Annotated in this window: 19 protein-coding genes; 11 read left to right on the top strand and 8 right to left on the bottom strand. The window is 72.6% G+C overall.

The genetic code is table 11. The annotated features are described in order from the left end of the window. Positions 1 to 7: 7 nt before the first annotated feature. Positions 8 to 3,307 (top strand): SMC hinge domain-related protein, encoded by a 3,300-nt coding sequence (locus C8263_RS14815; RefSeq protein WP_107138917.1) that lies wholly within the window; start codon positions 8 to 10, stop codon positions 3,305 to 3,307. A 61-nt stretch (positions 3,308 to 3,368) separates the two neighbouring features. Here C8263_RS14815 and C8263_RS14810 read toward each other — a convergent pair whose 3' ends face one another. The 4 genes from C8263_RS14810 to C8263_RS14795 all read right to left on the bottom strand — a co-directional run bounded on the left by C8263_RS14810 (position 3,369) and on the right by C8263_RS14795 (position 6,096). Then, on the bottom strand, positions 3,369 to 4,187 hold the full coding sequence (locus tag C8263_RS14810; protein WP_107138916.1) for a phosphotransferase family protein: 819 nt from the start codon (positions 4,185 to 4,187) through the stop codon (positions 3,369 to 3,371). Next, entirely contained in the window at positions 4,188 to 4,706 is a 519-nt protein-coding gene (locus tag C8263_RS14805) for a chromate transporter (protein ID WP_107138915.1), read from the bottom strand. Beyond that, positions 4,703 to 5,296, bottom strand: a complete 594-nt coding sequence (locus tag C8263_RS14800; RefSeq protein ID WP_107138914.1) for a chromate transporter — start codon at positions 5,294 to 5,296, stop codon at positions 4,703 to 4,705. The genes C8263_RS14805 and C8263_RS14800 overlap by 4 nt, the downstream gene beginning before the upstream one ends. Before the next feature lie 251 nt (positions 5,297 to 5,547). Then, positions 5,548 to 6,096, bottom strand: coding sequence for a P-loop nucleotide/nucleoside kinase family protein (locus C8263_RS14795; RefSeq protein ID WP_107138913.1), 549 nt, complete (start codon positions 6,094 to 6,096; stop codon positions 5,548 to 5,550). 136 nt (positions 6,097 to 6,232) lie between these two features. On the opposite strand from C8263_RS14795, the gene C8263_RS14790 reads away from it, so the two are divergent. Then, a complete protein-coding gene (locus tag C8263_RS14790; protein WP_107138912.1) occupies positions 6,233 to 6,613 on the top strand; it encodes a hypothetical protein in 381 nt (126 codons plus the stop codon). A gap of 41 nt (positions 6,614 to 6,654) precedes the next feature. Here C8263_RS14790 and C8263_RS14785 read toward each other — a convergent pair whose 3' ends face one another. From C8263_RS14785 to C8263_RS19355, 4 genes are all read right to left on the bottom strand, one after another. Next, on the bottom strand, positions 6,655 to 8,109 hold the full coding sequence (locus C8263_RS14785) for an alpha-amylase family glycosyl hydrolase (RefSeq protein WP_107138911.1): 1,455 nt from the start codon (positions 8,107 to 8,109) through the stop codon (positions 6,655 to 6,657). 112 nt (positions 8,110 to 8,221) lie between these two features. Beyond that, positions 8,222 to 8,371, bottom strand: a complete 150-nt coding sequence (locus C8263_RS19360) for a hypothetical protein (protein WP_158263824.1) — start codon at positions 8,369 to 8,371, stop codon at positions 8,222 to 8,224. A gap of 17 nt (positions 8,372 to 8,388) precedes the next feature. After that, positions 8,389 to 8,616 carry a hypothetical protein gene (locus C8263_RS14780; protein WP_107138910.1) on the bottom strand — a complete coding sequence of 76 codons (228 nt, stop codon included), beginning with the start codon at positions 8,614 to 8,616 and terminating at the stop codon, positions 8,389 to 8,391. 171 nt (positions 8,617 to 8,787) lie between these two features. Next, the gene (locus C8263_RS19355) at positions 8,788 to 8,937 is read right to left on the bottom strand and encodes a hypothetical protein (RefSeq protein ID WP_158263823.1); all 150 of its coding nucleotides are present in this window, start codon (positions 8,935 to 8,937) and stop codon (positions 8,788 to 8,790) included. 437 nt (positions 8,938 to 9,374) lie between these two features. Between C8263_RS19355 and C8263_RS14775 the strand changes: the two genes are divergently transcribed. The 9 genes from C8263_RS14775 to C8263_RS14735 all read left to right on the top strand — a co-directional run bounded on the left by C8263_RS14775 (position 9,375) and on the right by C8263_RS14735 (position 21,778). After that, entirely contained in the window at positions 9,375 to 10,244 is an 870-nt protein-coding gene (locus tag C8263_RS14775) for an ABC transporter ATP-binding protein (RefSeq protein WP_158263822.1), read from the top strand. After that, on the top strand, positions 10,241 to 11,053 hold the full coding sequence (locus tag C8263_RS14770; RefSeq protein WP_107138908.1) for an ABC transporter permease: 813 nt from the start codon (positions 10,241 to 10,243) through the stop codon (positions 11,051 to 11,053). Before C8263_RS14775 ends, C8263_RS14770 begins: the two co-directional genes overlap by 4 nt. Positions 11,054 to 11,224: 171 nt before the next feature. Next, the gene (locus C8263_RS14765; protein ID WP_107138907.1) at positions 11,225 to 11,419 is read left to right on the top strand and encodes a thiazolylpeptide-type bacteriocin; all 195 of its coding nucleotides are present in this window, start codon (positions 11,225 to 11,227) and stop codon (positions 11,417 to 11,419) included. 106 nt (positions 11,420 to 11,525) lie between these two features. After that, positions 11,526 to 14,204, top strand: coding sequence for a lantibiotic dehydratase (locus C8263_RS14760; RefSeq protein ID WP_146160708.1), 2,679 nt, complete (start codon positions 11,526 to 11,528; stop codon positions 14,202 to 14,204). Then, positions 14,201 to 15,319 carry a lantibiotic dehydratase C-terminal domain-containing protein gene (locus C8263_RS14755; protein WP_107138905.1) on the top strand — a complete coding sequence of 373 codons (1,119 nt, stop codon included), beginning with the start codon at positions 14,201 to 14,203 and terminating at the stop codon, positions 15,317 to 15,319. The genes C8263_RS14760 and C8263_RS14755 overlap by 4 nt, the downstream gene beginning before the upstream one ends. After that, positions 15,316 to 16,926, top strand: coding sequence for a hypothetical protein (locus C8263_RS14750; RefSeq protein ID WP_107138904.1), 1,611 nt, complete (start codon positions 15,316 to 15,318; stop codon positions 16,924 to 16,926). The genes C8263_RS14755 and C8263_RS14750 overlap by 4 nt, the downstream gene beginning before the upstream one ends. 46 nt (positions 16,927 to 16,972) lie before the next feature. Next, on the top strand, positions 16,973 to 18,871 hold the full coding sequence (locus C8263_RS14745) for a TOMM precursor leader peptide-binding protein (protein WP_107138903.1): 1,899 nt from the start codon (positions 16,973 to 16,975) through the stop codon (positions 18,869 to 18,871). 40 nt (positions 18,872 to 18,911) lie between these two features. Beyond that, entirely contained in the window at positions 18,912 to 20,042 is a 1,131-nt protein-coding gene (locus C8263_RS14740; RefSeq protein ID WP_107138902.1) for a hypothetical protein, read from the top strand. Beyond that, positions 20,039 to 21,778, top strand: a complete 1,740-nt coding sequence (locus tag C8263_RS14735) for a thiopeptide-type bacteriocin biosynthesis protein (protein ID WP_107138901.1) — start codon at positions 20,039 to 20,041, stop codon at positions 21,776 to 21,778. The genes C8263_RS14740 and C8263_RS14735 overlap by 4 nt, the downstream gene beginning before the upstream one ends. The last annotated feature ends 30 nt before the right edge of the window (positions 21,779 to 21,808 follow it).

Below are 21,808 nucleotides of genomic sequence, written 5' to 3'. Positions count from 1 at the left end.
CTTGCCTATGCTGCGCAGCATTACCCTCCAGGGCTTCAAAAGTTTTGCGGACCGGACCCGGCTGGAATTCGGGCCCGGTGTCAGTGCGGTCATCGGGCCCAATGGCAGCGGCAAGAGCAATGTCGTGGAGGCCATTCGCTGGGCCACCCACCAGGCGCGCGCGCGTGAACTGCGCGCCGGGCGGGCCTCGGAACTGATTTTTCATGGCAGCGGCGGCAAGGCCCCGCTGGGGCTGGCCGAGGTGCAGCTGGAACTGCATACCCCGGAAGGCCGGGTGAATCTGGCCCGGCGCATCTACCGTGACGGCGCGGCCGAGCAGGATCTGAATGGCCGCCCCGTGCGCGTGCGCGACGTGCAGGGCGCCCTGCGCGGCACCGGCCTGGGGCCCGGCGGGCTGGCGGTGATCGGGCAGGGCGAGGTGAGCGGGGTGGTGCAGGCCGAGGGCAAGACACTGCTAGGCCACGTGCAGGAGGCCGCCGGGCTGTCACGCGCGGTGTCGGCGCGGCAGGAAACCGAGGCGCGGCTGCGCGAGGCCGACACCCACCTGGGCGCGCTGCGGCTGGTGCTGGGCGAGCGCGAGGCGGCGCTGGCCCGCCTGGCCCGCGCGGCCCAGGAGGCCCGCGACTGGCGCACCCTGAGCCTGCGCGTGCTGACCCTGGAAGACGCCCTGCGCCGCGAGCGGCAGGCCGCGCACGCCCGCGAGATTGCCGCTGCCCGCGCCGAGGGCGCCGAGCTGGAGGCCCGCAGCGCCGCCCTGGGCGCCGAGGTGCAGGCCGCCGCCGCCGCCGTGGAACAGGCCCGCGAGGCCGCCCAGGGCGCCCGCGCCCGCCGCGACGCCTACGCGGGGGCCCTGGAGACCCTGCGCGCCGCCCGCGACGCCGCCGCGCAGGCCGGGCGCTACCGCGACCACCTGCTGGGCGAGCGCGCCGCCCTGCGGGCCGAACTGGACGCGCTGCCCAGGAGCCCCCCCGAGGTACCCGCCCCCGACCTGCCGGCCCTGGACGCCGCGCTGCAGGGCGCCCGCAGCGCGGCCGAAACTGCCGAGGCCCAGGCCCGCCGCCTGGACGCCGAACTGTCGCGCGCGCGCACGCTGGCTGCCCGCGCCGCCGAGGCCCAGGCCCGTGAGGCGGGGGGCCGCGAGACCCTGCGCGCCGAACTGGAACGCGCCCAGGGCAACCTGGACACCACCCTGGACGCCCTGCACGCCGCCCAGGAACGCCTGGACACCGCCCGGGACGCCCGCGAGCAGGCCGAGGCCGCCTACCGCACCCTGCACACCGAGCGCGAGGCGGCCCTGAACCATGAGCGGCACCTGCGGGCCGAACTGGCGCGGGTGAACGCCAGTGTGGCGCCGCTGCGCCGCGAGCGCGAGCGGCTGGAACAGACCCTGAATTCCTACGCCCGCTACGGCGAGGGCGCCCGCAACGCCCTGCGGCTGGACCACCCGGGCATCGTGGGCTCGGTGGCAGACCTCTTGAGCGTGCCCGCCGAGTACGAGACCGCGCTGGGGGCCGCGCTGGGCCGGCGGCTGGAGCAGGTGGTGGTGCAGCGCGCCGAGGACGCCCGTGAGATCATTGACGAACTGAAGCGGGTGGGGGGCCGCGCCACCTTTCTGCCGCTGGACCTGATTCGCGCCCGGCCACGCCGCGACGCGGCCCTGATGCGCGAGAACGGCGTGGTGGGCAACCTGGCCGACCTGTGCCCCAGCGACCCCCCGCTGGTGAGCGAGGCCATGCTGGCCGACACCCTGGTGGTGCGGGACCTGCGCGCCGCCAACCGTATGGCCCGCACGTACAGCAGCCGCCCCCGGCTGGTCACCCTGGACGGCGAACTGGTGGCGCCCGGCGGCGCGATCACCGGGGGCCGCGCGCGCGACACGGGCGCGGGCGTGCTCTCGGACCAGCGCCGGTTTCAGGAACTGGACGCCGAGCTGGACGACGCCGACCGCCAGAGCACCCACCTGGGCGCCGAGCTGAAGAAGCTGGAAGCGGCGCTGGCCGGAGGCGCCGCTGCGCACGACGCCCTGCTGGCCGCGCGGGAACGCGCCGCGCAGGAGGAAAGCCAGACCGAGCGCCGCGCCGCCGAACTGGGCGCGCAGGCCCGCAGCCTGGAAGCCCACCGCGACCGCCTCCGGGCCCGCCTGGGCCCGGAAGACCCTGCACCTGTGGACCCGGTCGCCCTGCCCGACCTGATTACCCTGGAAGCGGCCCTGGCCGGTGCCCGCCAGAACGCCGAAGCTGGCCGCGCCGCTGAGCGCACCGCCGCCGAAACCCTGGCGCTGGCCCGCGAGGCCGACGCCGCGTGGCGCGCCTACCGCACCGGCCGCGCCCGCGCCGGCGAGCTGCGTGCCCGCCTGGAAGCCAGTGAAACGGCCCTGCAGACCCAGGAGGCTCACCTCGCCGCCGCCGTGACCGAGGTGACCCGCCGCGAGGCCGCCCTGGGCACCCTGGATGAGCACGAGTACGCCCGCGCCGAATATGCCCGCGAGCAGGCCGCGCAGACCTACGCGAACCTCATTGCCGCGCAGAACAAGGCCCGCGCCCGGCTGGACGAGGTGCGCCTGCTGGTGGCCCGGCGCGAGGGGCTGCAAGAACCCCTGCCCGACGGCTGCCTGCCGCCCGGCACCCCACGCGAATGGACGGCCGAACTGACCCGCACCCGCGCCAGCCTGGAGGCCCTGGGCCCGGTGAACGCCCGCGCCGAGGCCGACCACGCCGCCGAGGCCGAGCTGCTGGCCGCCCAGCACGCCGAGCTGCACGACGCCGAAACGGCCGCCAGTGAACTGCGCGCCCACCTGCACGACCTGGAAACCGCTGAGGGCCACGCCACCGCCGCCGCCTTTGAGCGGGTGAACGCTGCCTTTCGCGAGTACAGCGCCCAGTTGCTGGGCGGCCAGGGCGAACTGGAAGGCGAGACCGATGAGGCCGGGCGCCTGCGCGGCCTGCGGCTGGCGGTGCAGCCGAAGGGCAAGCGCACCCGCTCCATGACGCTGCTCTCGGCGGGCGAGCGCACGATGGCGGGGCTGGGGTTCCTGTTCGCCCTGAACCATGCCGGGGGCGAGGGCAGCGCGGGTGGCCTGCCGCTGGCCGTGCTGGACGAGGTGGACGCCCCGCTGGACGAGGCCAACATCCGCCGCTTCACCGCCTTTTTAAAGCTGTTCAGCGAGCGCGGCGCCCAGTTTCTGCTGGTTACGCACCAGAAGGCCACCATGGAAATTGCCAGTGCCCTGTGGGGCGTGACCACGGACCAGACTGGTGCCAGCCGCGTGCTGAGCATCAAGCAGCCCGAGGATGCCCGGGCGGGGTAGGGCGGAGCACCGGCGGCCGGCCCTGAAGCCCTGGCAGCCTGCGCCCCACTGCCCCCCCCGCTCAGAACAGCAACGCCACCGCCATGAAAAAGGCGCGTTCCTGGGCCGTCAGCCGGGCACCCGGGCCATAGCCGGCGGCAAAGGCGGTCTGATCGGCCGGGCTCAGGTTCTGCGTGGCGACGGCCACATCGGCGCGCAGATCGCCCACATCGGCAAAGGCCCAGTCAATGAACCCCGTTACGCGCCCGCCGGCCACCATCACGTTGTCCAGAAAGAGGTCGCCGTGAATGAGGGCTGCCCGCTGGGGTGTGGGTCGCTCGCGGCGCAGCTGGGCCAGGTGGGCTGGGTCCACCCCGGGATTCAGCTGGGCCGCCGCTGCCAGGGCCTGTTCCAGCCAGTCTGGGTGGCCAAATCCCGGCGGGGGCGGGGTGGCGTGCAGCTGCGCCAGGGCCGCGCCGAAGTCGGCCAGCAGCGCCGCGCGGTCCGTCCGGTCCGGCGTGGCCCGCAGGGCGGCCTCCAGCGTCGTGCCGGGCAGGCGGCGCGTCATCAGCCAGCCTTCCGGGTCAGGTGGGGCGGGGCGCTCCAGGTACAGCAGCGGTGCTGGCGCAGGCACGCGCAGCGGGTGCAGGGTGCGCAGCGCGTGGTACTCGCGCCGCAGCAGCGCCAGGTGCGGGCCGACCGAGCGTTTGAGCACGGCGGGGCTGCCGCTGGCATCCAGCGCGAAGGCCACGCGGGAGGTGCGGCCCTGGTGCGGGGGCCCGTGCAGGTAGGGCTCTGGCCCCAGCCGCGCCCGGAGTTCCCCGGGCAGGTCGGCCAGCACGATCGGGGTGGCGTATGGTTGCCGGGGCTCCATGTGCCCAGTATTCAGGGTGGCCGCCATTTACAGCCCCAGCACGGCCCCCAGCCCCGCCGCGCCCAGCACCACCACCGCCGGGTTGACCCGCGTGCGCTGCAGCAGCACGAAGGCGGCTACGGCCATCAGGGCGGCGGGCCAGCTGTGAAGGCTGCTGCGGGCCAGCACCAGGGCCCCCGCCAGCAGCACGCCGGCCCCGAAGGGCAGCAGGGCGCTGCGCAGGGGCGGCAGCCAGCGCCAGCGGCTCAGGCGCTGCCACGCCAGCATGGCCGCCGCACTCAGCAGGGCGGTGGGGCCGTAAAAGCCGGCGGTGGCCGCCAGGGCGCCCCACCAGCCCCCGGCCGCAAAGCCGTAGTGGGTCATGGCCAGCATGTTGGGCCCCGGCATCACCTGCCCCAGCGCAAAGCCGTTTGCCAGCAGTTGTGGGGTGATCCAGCCTTTGTGCTCCACCAGCACCCGCTCGATTTCGGGGAGGTTGGCACCTCCGAAACTCACCAGCCCCAGCCGGGTAAAGGTGAGCAGGATGTCCCAGGCGTCGGCGGTCATTCGCCGCTCCGGGGCCGGTTCAGGGTCAGGCCGGCGGCGACGACCACGGCCAGCACAGGCAGCAGGTCCAGCTTCAGGGCGGCCAGGGCCACGAACGTCGCGCCCGCCAGCACCGCGCCGCCGCGCACCCCCAGCGCCACCTTGACCACCGGCACCGCCGCGGTGAGCATGACCCCCAGGGCCGCGCAGGCCGCTCCCCGCAGCGCACTCTGCAGGGTGGGCGGCAGGCCCCCGGGTAGCCCCAGGGTCACCACACTGGCGGCCAGCATGGCGATCAGTCCAGGCGTCAGGATGCCCACCACCGCCAGCGCCGCGCCCCGGGGCCCACACAGGTGCGCGCCGATCATGGCGGCCAGATTCACGGCGTTGGGCCCGGGAGTCAGCTGCGCCAGGGTAAAGGCCTCGGCAAAGGCGGCGTCGCTCAGCCAGCCACGCGCCGCCAGAGCCCGGCGGGTGTGGGCGGGCAGGCCGCCCCCAATGCCCACCAGCGCCACCCCCACGAACAGCCGCAGCAGCCCCAGCGGCGTGGGGGGCCGCTGCGGCTGGGCCGGGTGGTCCGGGGCGGTGGGGGAGAGGGCCGGGGCAGGCATGCCCAGAGCCTAGTCCCGGTCGGCCACCGCGCAGGCGTGACTGCAGCAGGAACAGCCGGGAACACAAGGCACGAAAGGGGCGGAAGGTTGGCCCAGCGGTGGGGACAGCGCGCCGGGCGCTGTGGTTGATGCAGGCTGGGGGCAGGATTCACGCCGGTTGGCTGCAGGAGCAGGGCCGTTCATGGGCCTGTTCACCCGTGCCCGGGGCGAGCGAGGGGCCGTGCGGTTCACCAGACAGGAGCCCCTTTCGCTCAGTCCGTCGGCAGCGCGTTAAGCTGCTGCACCCAGGCCAGCGCCCTGGGCAGCGGATCACCGGCGGCCGTGTTCAGCGCCAGACACGGCGCCGGGCCCAGGTCCAGCGGCGTGTGGCACCAGTGGGCCGGGGCCAGGGCGTGTTCAAACGGCAGGTCAATGCCCGGCCGCGCCCGCGAGGCCACGCGCGCCGCGTGCCGCGCCCGCAACACCTCCAGCGGCGCGGTGCAGAACACCTGGGCCAGCCGGGCGCCGTGGGTCTGGGCCAGCCGCAGAAGGTAGGCCTCGCTGACGCCCCGGTAGAAATGCGTTTCCAGCACGGTGCTCACGCCTGCGGCCAGTGTGACGCCTGCCACATGCCACATCAGGTCAAAGCTCAGGGGCCCCGAAATGTCCCGGGGCAGGTCCGGCTGCCGGGCCAGCAGCAGGCCCTTGTACTCGTCCTTGGTGACGAAGGGAAGCTGCAATTCGCGGGCCAGCGCGGCCCCCAGGGTGGATTTTCCGGCGGCCGGAAGCCCGGTCAGCACCAGAAGAAGGGGCGGGGTCACGTGGCGAGCCTACCGCCCGGGGGCCGCGTGGCCATCCGTCCAAAGTGGCGCGGGCCACCCCTACGCCACCTGTGCCACCCTGCCCTGCGCCAAATGCCTCACCGTTCTGCCGCGCCCCTCGTGCCATGCTGAGGCCATGAACACGGCCACGCCCCAGGATGCCCTGAGCGCCTTCCTGACCCACTGGCAGGGCGGCCACTACCGCGAAATGGCCCTGGCCCTGCCCGCGCGGGTATTTCCCACCGGGCGGCGCACCATCCGGCAGGTGAAAAAGGTCTATCCAGGCCGGCTGGGTGAATTCAGCATTCTGGCCGCCCACGACACCGACCCCGCCGCCACCAACGTGGACGTGCAGGTGCTGTGGCGCGAGCGGGGCGGCCTGGAACTGGGGCGCGTGCGCTACCGCATGGTGTACGTGGACGCCCAGGACCGCCCCCAGGCCCGCCACCACCCTGGCGGGCAGTGGAAGCCCTTTGCCACGTACAGTCTGCCGGTGCCCAGACCCCTGAAGGCGTAAAGGAACGTGGCGCGTGGTGAACCCCCACGCGCCACGCGCTGCTATTCCACCCGGAAGGCGGCTGCGTCCTGGGACGGCAGGCTCAGGTGCAGGTAGCCGCCTGAAACACTGGCTTTCGCATTCTGGCCCGCAAACAGCGAAGAGGTGGCGGCCCGGGCTGCCCAGCCCACGCCCAGCGTGCCCAGCTTGAGGCTGTAGGACTTGCGGGCCTTGCCGTTATGCCACGCAGCCAGGACCGTCTGGCCGTTCAATTCCCGGGTAAAGAGCAGCAGATCACCGCTCAGGCGCTCCAGGGTGGGCAGGAGCTTCAGGGGACCGCTGCTGAGGGCGGGGCTGGCCTTGCGCGCGGCAATGGCGCCCTGGGCCGCCTCGAACACCGCGCGCTCGCCGGGGGTCCACACCTCTTCAAAGCGCATGTCGCGGCGGTTGTCCGGGTCGGCCGCGCCGCGCATGGCAATCTCGGTGCCCTGCCAGATCACGGGCACGCCGCGCAGGGTCATCAGGGCGCGCAGGCCGTATTTGGTGCGCTCCTGGCCAATGTCTTCAAAGAGGGTGCCCTGGGCAAAGCGGGGCACGTCGTGGTTGTCCAGGAACAGGGCTACCTCGCCGGGGCGTACCAGTTCGTTTTGCCGCGCCAGCACGCTGCGCACGCCGTCCAGGCTCTGGCCGGCCATGATGCTGCCCTTCATGGCTGCCTGCAGGCTGAAGAGAAACAGGCTGTCAAAGCCCTCTTTCTGCCAGTCGGCCACGGTGCCGGTGTCGGCGTCAAACCATTCGCCCAGCGTCCAGGTGCCCGCCTGCCGGTCGGCGCTCAGCAGGTCGCGCAGGAAGGGCCCTTCGACATGCTTGATCGCGTCGTAGCGGAACGCCTGCACGCCCTGCTGGCGCCAGAAGTCGGCGTTGCCCAGCAGCAGTTCGCGCACCTGGGGCTCGCTCTGGCGCAGGTCGGGCAGCCCGGCCAGGGGGCAGTCCACGTCCTTGTTGGTAGCCGCAGTGCACTGCGCCTCGCCGTTGAACCACCCCGGGCGCGCGCGCACCGCCGCCGCCTCGTAGCCGTAATGGTTGATGACCTGATCCAGCACCACGCGCATGCCCGCACCCTGCGCCGCCTTCACGAAGGTCCCAAAGTCTGCCAGGGTGCCGAAATGCGGGTCCACATTGCGGAAATCGGCGGGCCAGTAGCCGTGGTAGGGCGCGGTGCCAAACGAGTTGGCCGTCTGCTGCTGGTAGACGGGGGTGAGCCACACGGCCGTGGCGCCCAGCTTCTGGATGTAAGGCAGCTTCTGGGTCAGGCCCGGCAGATCGCCGCCGTGCCACGCGCGCAGATCGGCGCGGTTGACGCCCTGGTTGTTGTTCGGGTTGCCGTCAAAAAACCGGTCTGGCATCACCTGATAGATGATCTGCCCCTCGAAGCGGGCCGGGGGCGTGGCCGTCTGCGCGCTGCTCAGGCTGGCCAGGGCCAGAAGCAGCGCGCCCGTCAGGGCAAAGAAGCGCATGGGGCTATGGTAGCGGTTCCGAGATCAGAAGAGGGGTGGTGGGGCGGAGCCACGAGCACCACAGCAGGCGGCGAACCCTGAATGGATTCGCCGCCTGCCGGGAAGGTGGGCTTTACCAGCTGCCAGAGGCGCCGCCGCCGCCGAAGGAGCCGCCGCCGCCACGCACCGAACTCTGGGTCTGGGGCGCAGCGGTGGCCTGGGCCGCTGTGGCGCTGACAAGGACGAGGGCGAGCAGGGTGGTCAGCACAGTCTTTACACGCATAGAGAACCTCCTGGGGCTCAGCGGCCCGTGGTTGGGGTAGGTGCGGGGGTGGGCGTGCCCAGCTGCACCGGGCCCACCGCTGGGTCGCTCAGCTGCACCGGGCCCACGGCGGGGTCGCTGAGTTGAACGGGGCCCACGGCGGGGTCGCTGTTGGGCGTGGCGGTCTGGGCGCCGGCACTCAGGCCCAGCAGGGCGGCGGTCAGCAGGGCGAACACAGCGGTGCGGGGGGTGCGGGTGCGGGTCATGGGGGAACTGTAAAAAGCGCCTGGGGACGGCCCGGAGACACCCCGCAGGCCCGCAGGGACACGGGCGGGGACACGGCCGGGCGCGGCGGGGACAGCGGGCTGAACACAGCGCTGAGGAGCTGAGGGCCGGGCACCGGGGGAAGCGGCAGAGCGCCTGGGTGGCCGCCCGTCTTACCAGCTGCCCGAAGCGCCACCCCCACCCGAGGAGCCGCCCCCGAAACCGCCGAAGGTGCCGCCAGTCTGGGGCGTGGCCGCGCCCGTGGCCTGGGCCACCGGGGCAAAGAGAAACAGGGAAAGCACAAGAGCAGACAGAACGCGCATGAAACCTCCTTGAAGCAGAAACGGGCGTGAGCAGGGAGCCGGGAAGCGGCGCCAGTGGCGCGGCCCTGAGCGTGAGGTGCCCAGAGGTGGATGCCAGTGCTTGGGCAGAACCACCAGTGCGCCGCCGGTGCAGGCCGGACCACTGCAACAGGGGCCTGCACGTGCGCCCACGGTGCGCGCCGCCCGGAGACAGCCCAGAGACGGATCAGGGACAGCCGGCCCCAGACCCCGGCGGGCGGCGGTCTGTCCCTGCCGGCCCCACTCCCGCCTGCCCCCCTGTCTCCGGGGTGTCCCTGGCCGCCCGGCACACTCTGCTCACCGCTCGGGAAGAACCCAAAGAAGCCCCGCGCCGGAAGGAGAGTGAAATGCAGCTTGAACGGCACACACCCAGGACGTGGAGACCGGAGTACGCCGGCCCCGCCATCGAACTTCAGGAGGTGAGCAAGTCTTACGGCGCGATTCCCGCGCTTCACCCCACCAGCCTGAGCATCCACCCCGGCGAGGTGGTGGCGCTGCTGGGCCCCAACGGGGCCGGCAAGAGCACCCTGGTGAATATGGTGCTGGGCCTGCTGGCCCCCAGCCGGGGCGCGGTGAAGGTGTACGGCCGCTCGCCGCTGAACGCCCCCCACCGCATGCACACCGGCTCCATGCTGCAGCAGGTGCATCTGGCCGCCAACCTGCGGGTGGCGGAACTGGTCGAGCTGTTTTCCAGCTACTACCCTGCCCCGCTGCCGGTGGCCGAGACGCTGCGCCGCGCCGGGCTGAGTGACCTGGCAGGCCGGACCTACCGCCAGCTGTCCGGCGGGCAGCGCCAGCGGGTGCGCTTTGCCCTGGCCCTGTGCGGCGACCCCGCCCTGATCGTGATGGACGAGCCCACCGTGGCGCTGGACGTGGACACCCGCCGCTCCTTCTGGACCCAGGTGCGGGCCCTGGTGGACGACGGCCGCACGGTGCTGCTGACCACCCACTACCTGGAAGAGGCCGACGCCCTGGCCGACCGGATTCTGGTGATGGACAGGGGCCGGCTGGTGGCCCAGGCCACGCCGCAGGAACTCAAGGCCCGGGTGAACGTGCAGCACGTTTCTCTGCGCAGCGCCCTGCTGACCGAAGCGCAGCTGATGGCCGTGCCCGGGGTGCGCGCCGTGCGCCAGCAGGACGGCGTGCTGCACCTGACGGTGGACGGACAGGCCGTGATTGCGCCCCCCCTGTACGCCCTGGACCCCGCCCTGCAGGAATTCGCGGTGCGCCCCGCCAGCCTGGAGGACGTGTTCCAGGGCCTCAAGACCCCCCAAGGAGTCAGCGCATGAGCCTTGTCCAAGACGTGACCCGCGCCCGGCCCGCCCCGGCCCCCCGCGTCAACCGCTGGCGGCTCTACCGCCTGGAGATCCGCGCCGAGGCGATGACCCTGCTGCGCAGCCCCATGTTCCTGATTCCCACCATCATCTTTCCGCTGCTGTTCTACGTGGTGTTCGGCTTCACGTACATGAACCAGTCGGCCGGCAACGTCCGGGTGCCCATGTACATGCTCGCCACCTACGGCGCGTTCGGGGTGATCGGCGCCTCGCTCTTCTCCTTCGGGGTGGGCATCGCCAACGACCGGGCCAGCGGCTGGCTGAAGATCAAGCGCGTCTCGCCCATGCCGCCGGGTGCGTTCCTGCTCTCGAAGCTGGCGACCTCGCTGATGTTCAACGTCACCATCATCTCGCTGATGTTCCTGCTGGGCGCCACCGTGGGCCGCGTGGAGATGCCGGCCGAGATGTGGCTGCGACTGGGCCTGACCCTGATCCTGGGCGGCCTGCCGTTTACCGCCCTCGGGCTGGCCCTGGGCTTCCTGACCGGCCCCGGCGCCGCGCCGGCCCTGGCCAACGTGATCTACATCCCCATGTCGTTCGCCTCCGGCCTCTGGATGCCCTACGCCATGCTCCCCGAGTTCTTCCAGAAGATCGCCCCGGCCCTGCCCCCCTACCACTTCTCGCAGCTGGCGCTGGGACAGATTGGCGCCGCCCACGACCCCAACATGCTCTCTCACGTGCTGTGGCTGGCTGGTTACGCCGCCCTGTTCCTCTTCCTGGCCCGCCTGGGCTACCGACGCGACGAAGGCAACGCTGGCCTGTAAGGCCCCTGCGGCCCCCAGGGTTCCAGCGCTCCTAATCCACCCGGCTTCTCTGTGTCCCACCCGGAGGTGATCGCCTTCTAACGCCCCGCCCCCTCACCTGACCCCGCCCGCTGCTGTTCGGCCCCTCGCCCCCTCGCTGCGCCGAGTGGCGCACGCCCCAAGGAGACCACCATGACCATCAACACCCCCATGACCGACATTGACTTCAGCGACCTGAACATCGAAGCCCTGGAAGTGACCGAGGTGCGCGACAGCACCGCCCTGGCCGAAACCGGCGCCTCGTCCGGCTCCAGCTCCTGCAGCGCCACCTCCACCTGCGGAAGCAGCTCGTGCTGCTGCGGCTCTGTCGAAGTTGTTGCCGAGTAAGTCGCCCACCCGGGCGGGGGAGGGACTGGGCCCGAGTGGCCCCCCTCCCCCCACCCTTTGCCCCGCGCCCCACGCCCTCTCGACTTTCAGACAAGGAGGTACGGCCATGACCCAGGGTTTTATTCGGCACCAGCCCACTGCACCGCTCGCCACCACCCCGCCCACCACCCCGGCACCCACAACATCAGATGACCTTTTGGCTCCCCAGCTGCTCCTGCGTTTTAACCACGTCAGCCCCGCGCGGCCGGGCTTTCCCCTGGAGGCCGAACTGCGCGGCGACGCAGGGGCGCGGGCCGAACTGGAGACCCAGCGCGCCCAGGCGGCCGAGGCGCTGTACACCCTGATTCCTGGCCTGACAGACGACGCCGAGCGCCGCGAACTGCTGGCCCTGCGGCGCACGGTGCTGGCCGGCAAAAGCCCCCGCCAGCTTCCGCCGCCCCTGCACGCCCGGCTGCCCCAGGCGGTGCACGCCTACCTGCACGCCTGGAGCGCCCAGGAGCAGCGCACCGCCGGGCTGCTGGGCGCCTTGGACACCCACCTGACGGCCGAACGCACGGCCCTGCAGGCCACGTGCCGGGACGAACGCTTTCTGAAAGCCCTGGCCGTCTCCAGCGGCGCGCTGCTGGCCACCGCGCGGCAGTACGCCGCCACGCCCCTGGCCGAGCAGAAGGGCACGCTGCGCAAGAGCGAGTACCGCCTGCTGCAGTACGTGTCCCGCGCCGCCTGGAAAACCAGCCCCTTCAGCCACTACACCTCGGTGGCCGGGGGCCGCTGGGTGCCGGGGGGCAGCGCCCTTCTCACCCGGCCCCAGATTCAGGCCAGTGTGACCGTGAACCACGTGCTGCTCCTGCGGCTGCTGGACGGTGCCCTGAAAACCCCGGCCCTGCGCGCCGCCCTGCCCTGGCGCCTGGGCGACCACCTGCGGGTGCAGGGCGCCGAGGTGCGCTTCGAGCAGGCCCTGGATGACGCCGTTCGTCAGCCCCGCGCCCGCAACCTCGCGTCCCGCCGCGTGACCCTGCGCCTGAGCGGCGGCCTGGCCCGCCTGATCGCCCGGGTGCGGGAGGATGGGGGAGAGGCGTCTTACGCCGCCCTGGTGGCCACCCTGGCGGACCTGTCCGCCGACCCCCAGGCCCCCCACCGCTTCCTGGCCCAGCTGATGGACAGCGCCTTCCTGTTGCCGGTGACCGGCCTGACCGAACAGCCGGCGGACCTGCCCGGCGAGGTGGCGGCCCTGCTGCGCCGCGCCGGCACCACCCAGGCTGAAGTGGCGGCCGGCGCGCTGGCCGCGCTGGCCGGCGCCCTGCAGGCCTTTGCGGCCCTGGACAGTGCGGCGCGCCCCGGCGCCCTGGACGCGGCCCGCGCGCATTTGGCCGCCGCCTACGAGGCGTACGGCCTGACCCTGCCCGCCGGCCCGGTGCTGTACGAGGACACCACTGCCCCCGCCGCCCAGACGCTGGACCCGGCGCCCTTTCAGCCGGCCCTGACGCGGCTGCACCAGCTGCTGGCCGTGCTGCGCGTGTTCGACACCCACCTGCTGTTCGGGCCGCTGCTGCGTGAGCGCGTGGTGGGGACGCTGGGCCGGGGCGCCCGGGTGGACGATCTGCCCACCTTTGTCCGGGACAATGCCGACCTGTTCGACGAATGGCTGCAGGCGTCGCTGCGCGGCCCCGGCGAGGCCCTGCGCGCCCGCCCGGACTTACAGGAAATCTTCGCGGTGCAGCGCGAGGTGCGCGCCGCCTACCTGGCCGCCACCCGCGCGGGCCAGGAGGAGCTGGACCTGAGCGAGGCGCAGCTGCAGGCGTGGCTGGAGCGCCTCCCTGGCTGCCTCACGGCCCGCCCCTGGTCCTACGACGTGTTTGCCCAGCCGGCCATGGGGGGAACCGCTGCGGGCCTGATCGTGAATCAGGTGTACGCCGGATACGGCCAGTATTTCAGCCGCTTCCTGGCCACGCTGCCCGCCCAGGTCACGGCGGACGTGCGGGCCACCCTGCGTGCCCTGGCCCCCGGGGGCCACAGCCAGATCGGCCTGCGCAGCGCCCACGGGTTCACCGCCAACCTGCACCCTGCCCTGACCGACACCGAATTGCAGATCGACGCCCCGGTGGCGGGGGCGGCCCTGAGCGTGAACGACCTGTACCTGGAACACGACGAGGCGCGGGACGAGGTGATGCTGCGCCGCCGCGATACCGGCGAGAGCGTGCAGATCGTGTACGCCGGGTTCCTGATCGCCCAGCTGCTGCCCAGCCTGAAGAACTTTCTGGTGACCCTGACGAACAACGGCCTGATCGTGCCGCACCTGCCCGATATTGCCGAGGCCAGCCTGGGCCCCGCTGACGGCCAGATTCGGCGCACGCCGCGCCTGCGCGCCGGGCCCGCAGTCCTGCACCGCGCCCGCTGGAGCGTGCCCCACGCCGCCCTGCCGGCCCCCGGGCCCCACACCACCGACGCCGGGTACGCCCTGACCCTGTGGCGCTGGGCGGCCGACCATGGCCTGCCGGCCCAGGTCTTCATGCGCCGGCGCCGCGCCGCGCGGGGCAGCGCCAACCTCCAGGCGTGGCAGGCCGAACTGGCCGGCGGCACCCAGAAGCCCCAGTACCTCGACTTCTCCAGTCCCCTGCACGCGCGGCTGCTGGCCAAGGTGCTGCGCGACAGCCCGCAGGACTTCGTGTTTGAAGAATGCCGCCCCCTGCCCGAAGAGGCGCTGGTCCAGGGTGACCACGGGCCCCTGACCAGTGAACTCGTCTTTGAACTGCATCAACTGCCCCGCACCGGAGGTTCCCTATGAACGCTGCTCTGTACATCACCCACTACGCGACTGAAAAGCGCCCTCTTCTGCGTGATCTGGTATTACCGCTGGTGCTGGAGCTTCAGGCGCGCGCCGGGATCACGCTGGCTTACGCCGAGCGCCACTGGAAGTTCGGCCCGCACGTCCGCGTGATTGTGCAGGGCGAGGACAGCGCCGTGCAGGCCGCGCTGGAACACGCCCGGGGGCAGGCCGAAGCCTACCTGCGCCAGCATCCCTCCACCGGCGACCTGGATGAGGCAGCGTACCTGACGCGCAGCGAGAAGCTGGGCACCCTGGAACTGGAGGCGGGGCCCTACGGGCCGATTCGCCCGGACAACAGCGTGCTGGTGGGCGAGGCCCCCGACCGGCGCGACGTGCTGGGCTCGCCGGAAGCCGAGGCCTTTCGCGCGCAGTACTTCGCGGCGCTGACCCCCGCCCTGTTGCGGACCCTGCAGGCAGATGCGGGCACGACCACCGACCGGCTGATCCGGCTGGCGCGCATCTTCGTGCTGTACGCGGGCACGTACCCGTTCGGGGTGTATCCCGGGCATATCTCGTACCGTTCGCACCTGGAAGAGTTCCTGTACCGCCAGGGCGGCGGCGAGCGGCTGCGCGCGGCGTTTGCCCAGAAGTACGCGCCCATCCGGGATGAGGTGCTGCGCGCGGTGGACGGGGTGACCGGCGGAGCACGCGACGAGGTGCTGACGCTCTGGGAAACCCAGTTCCGGCGCCTGTGGCCGGTGGGGCGGCAGCTGGCCGACGCGGGCCTGCTGGCCCCCGATCCCACCGCCACCATGCAGCGGGTGGCGCAGGGCGTGAACCCGGAAGCGCAGGCCCGCTGGGCCTTCGGGCCAGAGCACGGCTTCAGCGAATTCCACCAGGAGCTGCGCAAGTTCAATGTCTCTGACACCTGGTACCACGTCGAGATGTTCTCCACGTACCGCACCCTGATGAACTTCATGTACTCGGTGCTGCCCCTGATGGACATCTCGCCCACCGAGCGCTACTTCGTGAACTACATGGTCAGCGAGGCCATGCAGGACCTGCACGGCCAGGACTGGCGCGGCTTTTTTGACCAGTGGTGGGTCCAGCTGCGCGAGGAAGGTGTGGCGTGAGTGCCCCGGCCCTTCAGGCCCCCCAGACCCCTGGCCCGGCCGCCCTGGGCGCCGAGGTGCTGCGCCTGCGGCCCGGCGTGGGGCACGTGCCCATTCGGGGCGGCATCCGCTTTCAGCACTGGGACACGACCTTCCGCATTCAGGGCCACCCCGCGCTGCACGCCCTGTTTCTGCACCTGCTGCCCGGCCTGACCGGGGGCACCACCGCCGCCGAGGTGCAGGCCAGCCTGCCCGGGAGCGCGTGGCCCGCTGCAAAGCTGCTGCTGGACGAACTGCGCGCCCGGGACCTGCTGCTGCCCACCCAGACGGGCCTGACCCCGGCCGAGGTGGGTGAGTTTGCGGGCGTGCTGCGCTTTCTGGAGTCGCTGAGCGCCGAGCCTGCCGCCGCCTTCCGCGCCGTGCGCGCCGCCCGGGTGACCCTGCGCGGCCCGCCCGCCCTGACCCGCTCCGTGGCCGCCCACCTGCGTGACCTGGCCTTTGTGACGGTGGACGCTCAGACCACCCCCGGCCCCTGTGTGGCCCTGCACCTGAACCAGTCGGGCGCGCAGACGCCCCTGCTGCTGGCCGCCGTGGACGCTGACCAGGGCGTGATTGCCCCGCTGCACACCCCCGGAGCCACCCTGCGCCGCCACCTGACCCTGGACGGCGAGGCGGGCGCGCCGCTGACCGAACTGCTCGCGGGGTTGATGGCGCTGGAAGCGTTCCGGGCCGCCGCTGGCCTGCCGGGTGGCGTGACCGGGGACCAGGCGCTGGTCGTGGACGCCGCCACCCTGCGCAGCGCCCGCGTGCCCGCCTTCCTGAAGGGGGCCACCGAGGGGGACTGGTGGGCCGTGGCCCGCGCCGAGCTGCCTCTGGCCGGGCCCGACGATCTGGCCGCGCTGCTGAGCGGCCCCTTTGCCCTCACCGACGCCCCGGGCGCGGCGGGCGAGCAGCTGCCCCTGTTCACCTACGGCACCTCCGGCGGCGCCGGCCGGGCTGGCTGGGGCACCGACGGCACCGAGGCCCTGAACCGCGCCGCCGAGCGCCGCCTGCTGGCCCTGCTGCCCGGCGCGCCGCTGGGCCTGAACCCCGGCGAATTTGCGTTCCCGGTGCTGGGCTACCACGAAACCGATCTGCTGGGCCGGGGCCTGAACGCCCTGCTGGGCGCCGAACTGGCCCGCGCGCCGCACGCCTTTACCGCCCAGCCGCTGCCGCCCGCCGCTCTGCCGCTGGCGCACCTGTGGCTGTTCAAGACCCTGGGCATGGTGTACGGCCTGGGCGTGCAGGTGGTAACCCTGAACCACCCGGCCCTGCGCGGCCTGCACGGCGCGGCCGTGTACGACCCGGTCCGGGGCCTGCTGGCCAGCGGCTTTCACGCCGACCCGGACACGGCCATCCGCCAGGCCCTGGTGGACGCGGTGGCGGCGCTGCAACTGGGCCTGCCGGTTCCGGGCGCGGCTGTGCCCCCCGTGGGCGAACTCCTGCCCCTGCCGGCCGCTCAGCCTGAACGCGAGACCTGGGCCGCCCTGGCCGCGCTGGGCCGCGCCCCCCGCCTGATTCCGGATCTGAGCGTGCCGGGCACCGTGCAGCGCGGCGTGCTGCTGGGCTGGGTGAGCGCCCGTGGCTAACCCCGCTGCCGCTGAGCACCCTGCCCCCATTCCCCAAGGAGCCACCATGACCCCTGCCATCTACCTACTGGGCGAGGGCACGCTGCATGGCCTGATCCGGGCCCGCAGCGTCCACGGCCCCGCCCTGCGCACCACCCTGGACGCCCCCCCGGCCCCCGGCAGCGTGCTGCTGGCCGCGCACGACGACTGGCGCCCCCAGGAACTGGCCGACCTGCAGGACTACGCCCGCGCCCATGACCTGAAGCTGCTGCCGGTGCGCCTGGACGCGGCACTGGCCCTGGTGGGCCCGGTGGTCACGCCCCACACGCCCGGCTGCGCCCTGTGTGCCGAGCGCCGCCGCCGCGAGGTGGCCCAGGTGCCGGACGCCGACTTTGCCCACCCGGCCCCCACCCTGCCGCCCCCCGCCGCCCTGAGCCCGCTGCTGGCCGTGCTGGACGACTTGCTGGCCCGCGCGGGCACCGACTGGCCGGCCCCCGGGCAGATCTACGCGTGGCGCTGGACCGACCTGACCGGCGAGTGGCACCGGCACGTGCCGCTGCACGACTGCCCGCACTGCTCGCCCTACCCCGACGACACCGCCGAGGCCGCCACGCTGCACCTGCAGCCCCGCCTTCAGGCCAACCCCGAAGCCTTCCGGGAAAAGGCGCTGAACCTGGACGCCGGGGCGCTGCGCGCGGCGCTGCACGACTGGCGCTACGGCCTGATTCACCATGTGTACCGCGCACACAACGCGGGCATGCCGCTGGTGGGCGCCGAATTCCACGCCCCGGACCACCGCCTGAACGAATCCGGCTGGGGCCGCGCCGACACCTTCGTGGGCGCAGAACCCGTGGCCTTTTTAGAAGCGCTGGAACGCTACGGCAGCCAGCGCCCACGCGGCAAGCGCACCCGCATCCGCGCCAGTGCCCGCGCGCTGGGGGCCCATGCGGTGGACCTGCGCACGCTGGGTGGCGTGGCCCAGCCAGACCACCCGGCCTACGACTATGCCCCCCTGAACCCTGACACCCCCACGCCCTGGGTGTGGGCCCACTCGTTTGCCCAGAACGCGGCCCGGCTGGTGCCCGAACACATTGCCTATTACCAGCACGACCGCGTGCCGCGCGAGGAACGCTTTCTGTACGAGAGTTCCAATGGCTGCGCCCTGGGCGCCTCGGTGGAGGAGGCCACGCTGTATGGCCTGCTGGAAGTGATTGAGCGCGACGCCTTCTTGCTCGCGTGGCACGCCCAGCGGCCCGCCCGCCGCATTGACCTGGGCGAGGTGCGCGACCCCCTGACCCTACAGCTGCTGCGCCGCGTGGAGTCGCTGGGCTTCACGCCGTATGCCTTCGACATCACCACCGAGTTCGGCGTGCCCGCGATCTGGACGCTGCTGGTGAACGAATCGGGCGGCTACCCGCGGGCGCTGTCGGCGGCCGGGGCCCACTTCAACCCGGAAAAGGCCCTGAGTGCCGGGCTGATTGAGGTGGCGGTGAACGCCTTTGTGCACCTGCGCAAGGACGCCCATACCGAAGAAGCCCTGCAGGCCATGCTGCGCGACCCCACCCTGGTGCGCACCCTGGATGACCATGTGGCGGTCAACGCGCACCCCGACGCCTTTGACCGTCTGTCGTTCCTGTTCCGCGACGCGGCCCCACCTGCCCGTCTGGACGACCTGTTCCCCGACTGGCGCGGCTGGATTGACCCCGACCTCACGGGCGTGCTGCGCCGCCTGACTGACCGCGTGCTGGCCGAGGGACTGGACGTGCTGGTGGTGGACCAGACAAGCGCCGTGGTGCGCGACCTGGGTTTTGCCCAGGTGAAAGTGATCGTGCCGGGCAGCCTGCCCATGACCTTCGGGCACCTGAACCAGCGCTTTGCGGGCCTGCACCGCCTGCACACCGTGCCCGGGCGGCTGGGCTTTCCCAACCCCGCCCCCGCCCTGCACCTGCCCCACCCGTTCCCGTGACCCTGGCCCCCCCCCATTCCAGCCTCAAGGAGGTGAACCGATGACCCTGACCCCCCTGCACGCCCTGGAGCAGTCGTATCTGAAGCAGGTGGGCCCCGCCCGGCCCGGGCAGCCCCCGCATCTGGACGCCTATCCGGCCGACGCGCCACTGCAGCCCGACTGGGCGGCACTGGACCGCCCCGAAGAGGCTTCCTTCTGGGCCCGGCTGGGTACCCTGCTGCGGCTGGCGGCCACCCCACTGCGGGTGGAACCGCACGCCACATACAACCCTCACCGCGCCTATCCCTCGCCCCGGGCGCTGTACGCCGCGCATGTGGCGCTGGAAAGCGCGCAGGGCCGCTGGCTGCTGGACCCCCACCGCGCCTGCTGGCGCCGCCTGGGCCCCGCACCGTTCACGCCGCCCTGCACCGCCACCCTGCACCTGCTGGGCCACCTGCCCACGGTGCCCGACAGCTACGGTGCGCTGCGCCCCACGCTGGCAGCGCTGGAAGCCGGCCACCTGCTGGGCGCCCTGCGGCACCTGGGCGAGGGCCTGGGGCTGCGCCTGCCCGGGCACCCTGGCGCGACTCCACCGGACCTGGGCCCGGACTGGTGGCCCCTGCAGAGCCTGGCGGTGGAGGAGGGCCCCGCCGATGCCCGGCAGGCGGCCCTGGCCTGGGCGGATCTGCAGGCCCGTTCCTCTGGCCCGGGCCCGTTTGGGCTGCTCACCGACCGGCAACCTGCCGACGTGGCCCCGTTTGCCGCCGCCCTGCAGGAGCCCGGCACAGTGCTGCTGGCGCAGCACCTCACGGGCCTGGCGCCGGGGGTCTACAGCGCCGACGGCCCCCTGCCCCTGCCGGCCCCGGCCCTGGCCGACGCGCTGCAGAACGCCTATTCCTACCCCGACGACCTGAACGTGACCGCTCTGAACGCCGCCGTGCTGCTCACCGCCACCTACCACCCGGCCCACCCGTTCCTGCCCACCCAGCTGGCCCTGGGCGAACAGGCGCAGCGCCTGTGCCTGGCCCTGGCCCGCGCGGGGCTGTTTGCCCGCCCGGTGCGCGCCTACCGCGAAGCCCCGCTGGACAGCCTGCTGAACCTGCCCGCCCACCAGACCGTCGCGTACGCCCTGCTGTGTGGGCGCGCGCCCCTGCACGACCTCTCGCTGCCCCTGCTCAGGAGGACCGCATGACTGTGCTCAGCGCGCCCCCGGTGACCGCGCCCCCACCCGCCCGTTCCATGTGGACCTCGTTCCACGCCCACACCTTCGCCCCCAGCGCCGATCTGGAACGTGCGCTGCACACCGACCTTTTCCCGCTGCTGGGCCACCTGCAGGGCCGCTCGGCGCTGGCGGGCTGGTTCTTCATCCGCTACTGGGAGGGGGGACCGCACGTGCGCCTGCGCCTGCGCGGCGCCCGGCCCGAGGCCGTGACCCAGGTGCGCGACACCCTGACCCGCAGCCTGGGGGCCTTACCCAGTGCCGGTACGCCGGACTCGGAAGCCTATTACGCGGCCTTCGTGCCGCCTGGCCAGCGGGCCAGCGCGGCGGAGCAGTACGGCTGGTTTCCGCACGGCCTGGTGCGTGAAGCGCCCTATGAGCCCGAAACCCTGCGCTACGGCGGCCCGGCCGGGCTGGAGATCAGCGAGGGCTTTTTCGAGACCTCCAGCGCCTTTGCCGCGCAGATTCTGCCGCTGACCCCCACCCGCTCGGCCCGGCTGGGGTTGGGGCTGCACCTGCTACTGACCACTGTGCGCGCCCTGGACCTGGACACGCCCGGCGCGGTGCGCTGGCTGCGCGACTTTGTGAACGCCTGGCCGCTGTTTTCCACCACCCCCACCGAGCAGGTGGCCCGCGCCCGCGAGCGCGCCGAGGCGACGTATTTCGCCTCGCCTGCGTCCCTGAGCGGCGCGCGGCAGACCTACGCGCAGCGCCCCGGCCGCCAGCTGCTGCAGGCCTGGGAGGCCGAGGTCCGCGCCGCCCACCGGGCCTACCGCGCGGTCGAGGATCAGCTGAGCTACCCCAGCCTGGACATCTGGCGCTCGCAGCTGCACATGTTCCACAACCGCCTGGGGCTGAGCATCGAGGACGAATGCTACCTCGCCACCCTGGCCGCCCTGATTCTGTCAGACCGCGGCGGGGAGCACCTGCACGCCGACTGGGCCTCGGACTACCGCGCCCACGAGGACAGCAAGCTCTACCCGCACGGTGTGGCGCAGCTGCGCCCCGTCTCGCCGCCCGAGCCGCGCCCGGTGCCGCACTGGCCGGGGCAACGCCGCGTGGCCCTGCCGCAGCAGGCGGAAGGCGAGCTGACCATGCCGCTGGGCGAGGTGCTGCGCCGCCGCACCAGTTCCTACGCGCGCTACGGACAGCCGCTGTCCACCGCGGACCTCTCCAGGCTGCTGCACGGCGCCGCCGGCATCGTGGACACGCGGGTGGTCACCCACCCCGGCGGGCAGTTCGCGGTGCAGCGGCGGCCCTACCCGTCGGGCGGTGGCCGCTATCCATGGCGGCTGCACCTGCTGGCCTACCGCGTTCAGGCCCTGGACGCCGGGCATTACGTGTTCGACGAACACAGCAGCGAACTCGTGCGCTTTGGCACCGTGCCGCCGGTGGAACTGCTGGAACGCAGCTCGCCCTTCCTGAACCCGGTGAACCCCGACGTGCTGCCCGCGCGCGAGGTGGCCGCGTGGCTGCTGCCGGTGCTGGACTACACCTATGTCAAGGCGCACTACCACCACCGCGCCTACCGCCACGCCCTGCTGGAATGCGGCCACCTGACCCAGAACCTGTGCCTGATCGCGGCCTCGCTGGGCTTACCGCACCTCACCATCGGCGGCTTCTACGACGACGCTGTGAACGCCCTGCTGCATCTGGACGGCGTGAACGAATTCACCGCCTACATGCTCCCCCTGGGCGGCCCGGTGTAGGGGCGCAGAAGGGAGGAAAGGACTCAAGGG

The organism is Deinococcus arcticus (assembly GCF_003028415.1).
In the GTDB taxonomy this organism is placed as follows: Bacteria; Deinococcota; Deinococci; order Deinococcales; family Deinococcaceae; genus Deinococcus; species Deinococcus arcticus.
This window is presented reverse-complemented; position numbering and strand designations above follow the sequence as displayed.